This window comes from Cupriavidus sp. 01L46, from assembly GCF_056399905.1.
In genome coordinates this window covers 1-7,831 of the sequence record NZ_JBFTSF010000349.1, presented here as the reverse complement: position 1 = coordinate 7,831, position 7,831 = coordinate 1, and the positions used below count along the sequence as shown (strand labels likewise).

The 7,831-nt window shown below is 53.3% G+C and carries 4 protein-coding genes and 1 pseudogene; 3 read left to right on the top strand and 2 right to left on the bottom strand.

The window, feature by feature from the left end; all coding sequences use genetic code 11:
- A pseudogene (locus AC1DS3_RS33900) lies at positions 1 to 1,093 on the bottom strand (anti-phage dCTP deaminase); the annotation flags it as partial.
- 325 nt (positions 1,094 to 1,418) lie between these two features.
- Here AC1DS3_RS33900 and AC1DS3_RS33895 point away from each other — a divergent pair.
- A complete protein-coding gene (locus tag AC1DS3_RS33895; protein WP_441649865.1) occupies positions 1,419 to 1,754 on the top strand; it encodes a hypothetical protein in 336 nt (111 codons plus the stop codon).
- A gap of 1,082 nt (positions 1,755 to 2,836) precedes the next feature.
- Here the strand turns inward: AC1DS3_RS33895 and AC1DS3_RS33890 are convergent.
- The gene (locus AC1DS3_RS33890; RefSeq protein ID WP_441649871.1) at positions 2,837 to 3,226 is read right to left on the bottom strand and encodes a helix-turn-helix domain-containing protein; all 390 of its coding nucleotides are present in this window, start codon (positions 3,224 to 3,226) and stop codon (positions 2,837 to 2,839) included.
- Between the two features lie 1,142 nt (positions 3,227 to 4,368).
- Here AC1DS3_RS33890 and AC1DS3_RS33885 point away from each other — a divergent pair.
- Positions 4,369 to 5,694: a UvrD-helicase domain-containing protein gene (locus AC1DS3_RS33885; protein WP_477128891.1), complete on the top strand. Its 1,326-nt coding sequence runs from the start codon at positions 4,369 to 4,371 to the stop codon at positions 5,692 to 5,694.
- A 62-nt stretch (positions 5,695 to 5,756) separates the two neighbouring features.
- Positions 5,757 to 7,831 (top strand): 3'-5' exonuclease (locus AC1DS3_RS33880; protein WP_477128890.1); only part of this gene is annotated, 2,075 nt, incomplete at its 3' end.

The window sequence follows — 7,831 nt, the reverse complement described above, 5'->3', positions numbered from 1 at the left end:
GGCAAGGATATGTCGTAGTGTACAACGTGCTACCTCTCACTGAAACCCCATTTCTTGCCGCAGACAACAGGGCCTCCATCTCAGCGTGCACGGCACGTCCATATTCGGTAATATCGAGAAGCCCTGTGCCTTTCAGCGCACTCAAACCTTCCGAAAGCAACTCCTCATCGGTTTTTCCCGAATCTGGATCGAGCCTCTTCATTATCTGCAACGTTATCTCGCGCTTCTTCTTTTCATTAAAATCTTCTTTCTTTATATAGTCCCGCATATCACCTTCACCTGGCCAATAAAGTCCGCCGCCAAACTTCGGAACATCGTTCGCTCCCGTAGCAACGATATCTTTATTCTTATTCGCAATCACTGCTCCAACTTGCCGAGAGAGATCGGCCGACCTTAACGATGCCGCATAGGCCAAGAACATTGCGTATTCGTCCGCAGTGGGCGGCACGACGGGCGCAGAGAAAAGCAAATCCAATATTCGAGACAATTGATCAGAAAGCCTATCGCTATCGTCTGTTGTAACAAACGCGTCTGACATCTGAAACACATCACGAGTTTTCTGACCGTAGTCCCCAGCCTCCCGATCATCTCGCTCAATCAGGCGCTCAATTTGATCCTCAGGAATTCCCTTTAGGTTCTTCAAATAGTGCCTTCTCGTTTTATTGCTCGAAGAAATCCCGAGCAAGAAAAAACCGTCCCCATAAACGCGCCGAAGAGTTTCCACTTCAGCTGGATGTTTTAGCGATCTTATTACGTGCGCCACTCGTGGGAGCGGGCTAGGCTCTCCACCCGCTCTCGCCCCATTAATCTCGTTAATTGCAAGAAGAGCAAAGAAATCGCCACGCTTGAATTTTTCGCGACATGCCCTGCCATTGTTCATGCCTTGGTCAAGTCTATCTAACTCAGTTCCACATACCTTCACATCATCAACGAATTGCTCGCTGAGCTTACTAAGATGTATCCAATTTGCCGCATATCGAAATTGCGACAACAAAGACTCCATGCGATTTTTAATGTCATCGAGATTGACACCTACTGGCGCAACCAAACCGATAACCAATTCGCAGTCTTTTGAATAGTTAATAATGCTCATTGCAATTTTTAGAATAATAACCACACACGGAAAAAACCAATACGCAACTCTTACCGCCAACCTCGATATTTACATGCAAATTGCCAGCATACTCACCATTAAATTATAGTTTAATACACACAGCAACTTTAGAGAAACATTATTTTTCTCACACCACCTCTAAGCACAAAGCAGATCTCTTTATAGCATCTGTGGATACCAGGACCCGCCCAGGACGTCCGGCGCACGAAGGAACACTCGGTCCCATTCGGATGTCGGTGTCGACCCAGCAGTTCATATAGAGCGCCMTTCGGGCGCTTTGCCAACAGGACCACGATATCTGCCTGTGTCGATCGCCGGCATAAAGGAGCCGGGCATCTTCGGCGTAAAGGAGCCAGGCGCAGTCGCCTGCATCGGGCTCGAACAGGGCCTCAGGAAGGCGGTTTTTCTTCCTTTTTCGATGGTTGATTTGCGCTGTTCTGGCATGGCCCCGGGGCGCGCGACAGGCACCGTGACGCAAGCGGTCGAGCGTGGCAGCCCCCAGGATCTTGTTGCTAGCGAAGGCGTCTACCTAGCGAAGCGACTCGAGAACGAGTCGGTGTCTGCCTTCCTTCGCCAAAGGCAGCCCGATCTGCTCGCAGAGTTCGAGTTGATCGTACAAACTGTGTCACTGGATCAATAGCTCCGTCGGGAGTAGCGCCAGCCTGCCAAGGCTATGCTGCCTGGTAAGTTCGAATCGATTCGCGACGTTATGTCGCTTGAGCAATAGTACTTACTGTGACACGGGCGCGACGACAATGCTTCGAGCAAACTCTGCCAGATAGAGGCAATTCATTTCCAACAGGCTCTCACATCGCACCATCCGACGCATCTTAGAGGATGCAAATTTTGCACGAAATCCTCGGCCGGACGGTCGCACCGGGTTTCGGGTGTCGTGATAGGGAACGTGGCTGTGAAACAGGTGTCGGCCGGGAACAACTAACGGAGGACTGGTCTGGTCAGTCATGGTGGAAGGTCCATTCTTGCGCATTTCAGACAAACACCGGCTGTGGCAGCTTGGGGCCGGAAGCGCCAATCGACACTCTTGGATTTTAGGGCGCAGCAGCACTAGCCCTTAGGTTGCTAACCTGAAGGGAACTCAAAGCAAACCGGTGTGAGACGAAGGGGCGAGCTTGACCAGCCGACGGCAAGGAGAGATACTTGAAGCGCCAACTTGAAGTACTGGCCTCTACTTGGGGTCAGCGACGGGGCAAGCCGCCGAGGTTTGTCCCGTTTTTACATTTCGGCGTCCTCCTCTACATTGAATTCGGCACAAGGCGAGCAGCCTGTTGTCTTTCCTTGGCTGGCTCCGACAGCTTCTTGTGGTTGTTGCTTTTGCGCGTCATGTACCGCATGGCACCGTTGGAATACCAAGTCGGCTTCGCGCGTCAGCCTCAATGGCGAAAGCACTATGGCCTCATGAACGGACGCGACAGAAGACTCGTCGATGATTCGCGCGCAGGACCGTCGTTGCCCTCCTAGCTCGGAGGGCGATATTGGGACGAAACAGTCTGGCGGAACGTATTCCTGGCTGTGATTGGGCATGACCTCTCCAACTCCGAATTGACTACAGAGTCCAGTCGAAGGGAAACGAAGCGCCATTCTCTAGAGAGGCGCCTTGACAAGCCAAGCCAGGGTGACAATACTGAAGGTGCGATCCGGTCAGTGCATCATGCTGGCCTAGCGGCGGGAATGCTCGTATGAGTGTTCTCGCCGTTATCTTTTCTAGATGGCTCCCTCCGCCTCCCTGTCCTCGAACGCCTTCGCGAGTTGACATACAGTCCGTATTTCCCAGCTCTTTAGCCTTGCAACTGTCGCGATCAACTCCGTTGCCTCCGTCCTAATGTCAGCGGGAAATATCTGATCTATCTCTCTACCTAAGCGCTCTGCGCAGGCCGCTCGGTACAACTGGCCGCGTTCCTCATCTGCTGCGCTCATCGCAGTAACCAGAGCTTCGAGTACCAGTCTGGAAGGTACGCCCTTCCGACCGGCCTCCATAGCGGCGAGGTAGGAGGGATCAATCCCGCATCTCTGCGCGACCGCTTTTTGCGGAAGACCAGAGCGTTTCCTTATCAGATGTAGCAGTTCCGCAAATGTGAGGCGCTTGGCGGTCATGGCAGTCCAATCGGACAGGTGTCCGTGGTGAGGGCAGGTTCTCTATAGTCATTTAAGTACAGCTGAGTCCTCTTTCCAAGGAGATTTCTGAGCTTAAGTATCTGAAAGAAAAGAGTTTTTCCGTATCACACCATCGATACAGAGTGGTCTCCGAGGCAATACCCGCTACTGGCGCCAAACCAACAATGGGAGGAKGCGCGATCTTCACATGACCTAGGCTCTTCCGGCGTCAACATGGAGGCCTGCTCGGACAGACTGATGCTACAGTTGGCAAAGCGCCGGGAAAAACTTTCGATCCGGCTCCGAAAGATTGTTTGTATTGATGTTGTCGTGGCATCTGGCAGCCATGCTGGACGCTGAGGCCTTTAGTTAGAGGAGGAGCGACGCAATGACGCCCAGGAAGCCGTCMAAACTTTCCGAGTACATCATGAGCGAGCAGTTTCAAGAAAACGCTCGTCGCGGTGTGKCCAAGGCGGTTGCGGAAGCGCGAGCCGCAGGTCTCATCCCGGCCGGGGATTCGCGCATTAAGCCGAGCACGTGTCCCGCCACTGTCGTGATCATTGAGGCTCCGAAACCCCTCAATCCCGCGAAACGCGTCCCGAAATAGCCAACGGCCTTGCCTAGAGACTGGCTGTACGAGAAAGTGCTTCCTCAACTATGGTGCGAGCTCCATCGCCAGACTACCCCACGCAATCTACCAGGTGATACTCAGACTGGTGCACTGCGGGAAATAAGACCTCGAAGCTGATCGTGCCTGCGAATCCCGCTTCGCAAGCGGTAAGCTCAGCGCTGTGCGGCTGGCTTCCAATCACCATCTCGAAACGCGAGCCTTCAGATCAAAGGGCCGACTGCCGCCCTATTCTCGAAGTGAACGTGGACGGACCTGTTTCGCTGTCACTCCAGTACGCCGAGGCTGCACGTCGGCCTGATTTCCCACAACTAACGCCAAGCGCGGTAGAGAATATTTCTTAAGGGTCGTGCGCGACCGTGAAAATGCCACAGTCCGCTGGCGTTCCCCTTGACTGAATGTGGTTTACTTGACATATTAGAAGCGCATTCCATTGCGTAGTGCACAAATAGAAAACTGGCATGCCAATCAGGCATCGCCGCAATCTGGATTCTGCGGAGTCCGCAAGGAAAACATGTCAAAGTACCCTCTTGACGAGACCGTCTTGGCCCGTCCTTGGCCGTCCCTGGACGAAGATTCGCTACAGCCGGACCGCCGATTTCAGTTTCTCGCCTACCAGGAAGCGCTGCAGCTTCTGCTCAACTCCTCAAGCGATGCAGTTGTTCACTCCATCCCTGCTGGAGCCGGTTCCGGCAAAACGCGCTTGCTCGTTGCCATCCTGAACGGATTGCTTCGCAACGGCGTTCCCCCGCATCGGATCGAGGCGATATCGTTCACTAACGCGTCTGCCAATGATTTCCGGCGAAAGCACATCGAGTCGTCTGTTCAGATAGCCACCGGCATCGAGCTCTCTCCCCAGAACATCTGCTTTAGCACGATCCACCAGTGCGCAATGAACGTGCTGAAAAAGCTCCAACCGCATATGGGTGGCGTGGGCTACTATTTCGAAGATTCTCGAACTGGCGGACAAGACGACGATGAAGAAGAGAAACGCAAAGCCGTTCGCTTAGCTCTGTATGCCTCAGTGGTGTACGGAAGAGGCGAGGAGGCCTTGCTGGACAGCTTGGCTCGCTACGCAGAGGGTAACGATAAGGCATTTATCCTTGAGGACCTCGGAGAGCCAGGGCACCATCTGGAACGCGCCGAGCGCTTGATCCGGGAGGAACTGGTGAGCGATGCCGGCCTCGGTGCGTTCACCAACATGTCAGAAGGCGGTCCAGACTATTGCATTGCCGTCGCCACCGATGCCTTAATGCGGCTTCATCACGCTGAAGGAATCACGCTTGACGCAAAACGTGACATGTTCGGAATTCCCAGCTTCCTGGCTGTCGATGAAGCGCAAGATTTGGATTTCCTTCAGTTGCTTTTTTTGCGGGCTCTCGCTCAAAACGGCTCCTCCATTATTCTGGTCGGCGACCCCCGCCAGACCCTCTACGAATTTCGAAACTCGCTGTCCGATTACCCGTTCCGCAAGGACTTCATGGACGACCTGGTCGCCGGGTCGGGCATTCGTGCTTCGATCAGCGAACATGCACTACGAACAAACTACCGGTGTCGTAAGGAGATTATTGGTGGAGCGGAAGACGTATCGGAGTTGATCGTCAACTACAGTATTGAACGGAATCAAAAGGGTCAGAGGCATCAGAACCTTGAACAGTTTAAAGACCCACCCGCCGTAAAGCGCGGTCTTTACGATGATCGGCCAATACATGCCAAGGAAAAAGGTCGCGCTGCGCTATCCGTAATCATAGGTGAGCCGGCTGCCGGGGTGGACGATCCTCCAAGCAAAGCGCCTTCGGCTGTCAGAACCTTATCAGCCCACCAAAGCATACTCCGCTAGCCGAATACTGGTTCCCTGACGTCGACGGCCATCCAGTGCGGCAGCTTCCGTTCTCGAGCGTAATGTTTGCCGGCGCTCTCGCTTTCATCTTATCTTCGGACCGCGACACACAGCAGCGCTTGAAGATCTCTGGAAAGCGAGAACTCCACCACATTTATGTGCGCCCTGACGGCATCCGAGAGACGGAACAACGAAGCGACTGCATTGACACTATCGCGGAGGAACTCAAGGTCTTCTTCGGCGGCTTGAGCACAAAGCTAACTGACCTGTTTCCCGACGCCGATCCGGAGGACTTTTCGGAGCATTTCGACAAGCTCCGTCAAATCGTCGCACGGTTCACGTTCGATGTGTTGGTGCAATATGGACGCTTGCTTTGGGCAACCCGGAAAGTGCCGCAGCCCTATCCGTGCCGTTTTCACCAGATGGCCTGTGTTCATCAAAAGGGACGTTACGAGGGCATGGCCATTCGGCAACTTGGCGAGACGAAAGGCTACCTCAAGTTGATGTGGCGGGCGCTGTCGTCAACCCGGTTTGGCTTGACGGAGGCCGAACGTTCACGCTTGAGTTCCGCCGGACTGAAGCCAGAGTTCATGGATGCGGCCACTTGCATGAACAATTTTCCGCAGAGCATTGATGACTATTGTAGCGTTCGAGGGATCTCCAATAAGGACCTAGATCAGTACCGAGAGCGCTTTATCAATGATCGCGAGACTATCTACGGTGAGTTTTCTCAGCTGTGGCACATCAAAACTCGCACATACATGCGTGAAATTGCGAGGGGCCTGGGCCAGGAGGTCCGCGCCAACCCGCAGTCAGCCGAGGAGTCCTATCGACTAGTAGTCTGGCAAGCCAGTTACCTCAATGCCCGCTATAAGAGCCGTACCAGCATTACCTACAAGGCTGAGAAAAACCAATATGGTGGCCTCTTTATCGACCTGGTAAACGGCCTGAAACACGACGCCATTGTGCAGCGACGAAATGGCAAAGCTACGCTTCAACCAGATGATGTGGGTATCGACCTCACGACAATCCACTCGTCCAAAGGGCTCGAATGGGATCACGTGGTTCTCTATTTTCCGCAACCAAGTCCGAATGACAAGGATTCCAGCTTTAAGGCTTGTCGAGATCTGATTTATGTGGCAATGACACGGGCTGCACGCTCGCTAACGATCGTGCTGCAAAAGAGGAAGAAGTTGATCGAAAGTGCTACGGACACAGGTATCAAAGTCATCGTGGAGCTGATGCATCGCTGGGCGGAGGATAACGAATACTACAATCGTGCGATCGATTGGGGAGACATTCGTCTGCAGGACGATGGGCAGGAGACAATGGTCTATGATGAGACCTCGCACAGTGAACTAGAGCGCTCGCAGACCTGCCGCATGCACCACTACTACGAGGACATGCGATCCCTATCCACAATGGTGCCCCTGACCCCTCCCTCATATGCTTTCTTTTTTCACGGCACAATGTCAACCATATGTGCCTCGTTCATCCAGCAGCGGTTACCGTCGAAAGCAGACCCATCGATTCCAGTAGCAGCTGCTGTCGCACAGATCGTAGACCGTGATTTGCAAGAAGACGAAGCCTATCGCTTCTTAAAGGCTCAGGTGCATGGTGAGATTTATATCCTGATGGAGAGCATGATTCCCATGTACTTCCTGGGTGATCGGACTCGTCATCATGCCCTGCTGACCTACTACACAGACACCTTTGCACACCACTTGGCTGCGATCGCCGCCTCCTCGCAATTGTTTGTAACCTTGAAAGCCTGTCGGGGTAAGCCGGCATATCGTATCTTGATAGAAAAGGGCGTACGGACTGTATTGCCAACTTCAGCAGGAAACGAGCTGCTACCTATCGTTGGAATCCCCGACATTAAGATTCTAGGACCGGATCTCACCTACGTCGCAGACTACAAAACGGTGCCCTTGTGTGAAGAGGGCGACGACGACGAGGCACTTGAAGCTTACGAACGCACCATCTCGACTAAAACGCAGCAACAGGTGAACTACTACCAAGGGATGGTCCAAGCGAAGACCGGACACCGCTACCTAGCAGAGATTTTGTATGTTGCGGATGCCACGCTGTTCGAGTATGACAACATCCCAAGGCATTGCGATGTACTTCCGCATAT

Bases quoted from the DNA above. Each gene is read 5' to 3' on its own strand.
- AC1DS3_RS33885 (WP_477128891.1), top strand. From the start codon at position 4,369: ATGTCAAAGTACCCTCTTGACGAGACCGTCTTGGCCCGTCCTTGGCCG.
- AC1DS3_RS33890 (WP_441649871.1), bottom strand. From the start codon at position 3,226: ATGACCGCCAAGCGCCTCACATTTGCGGAACTGCTACATCTGATAAGG.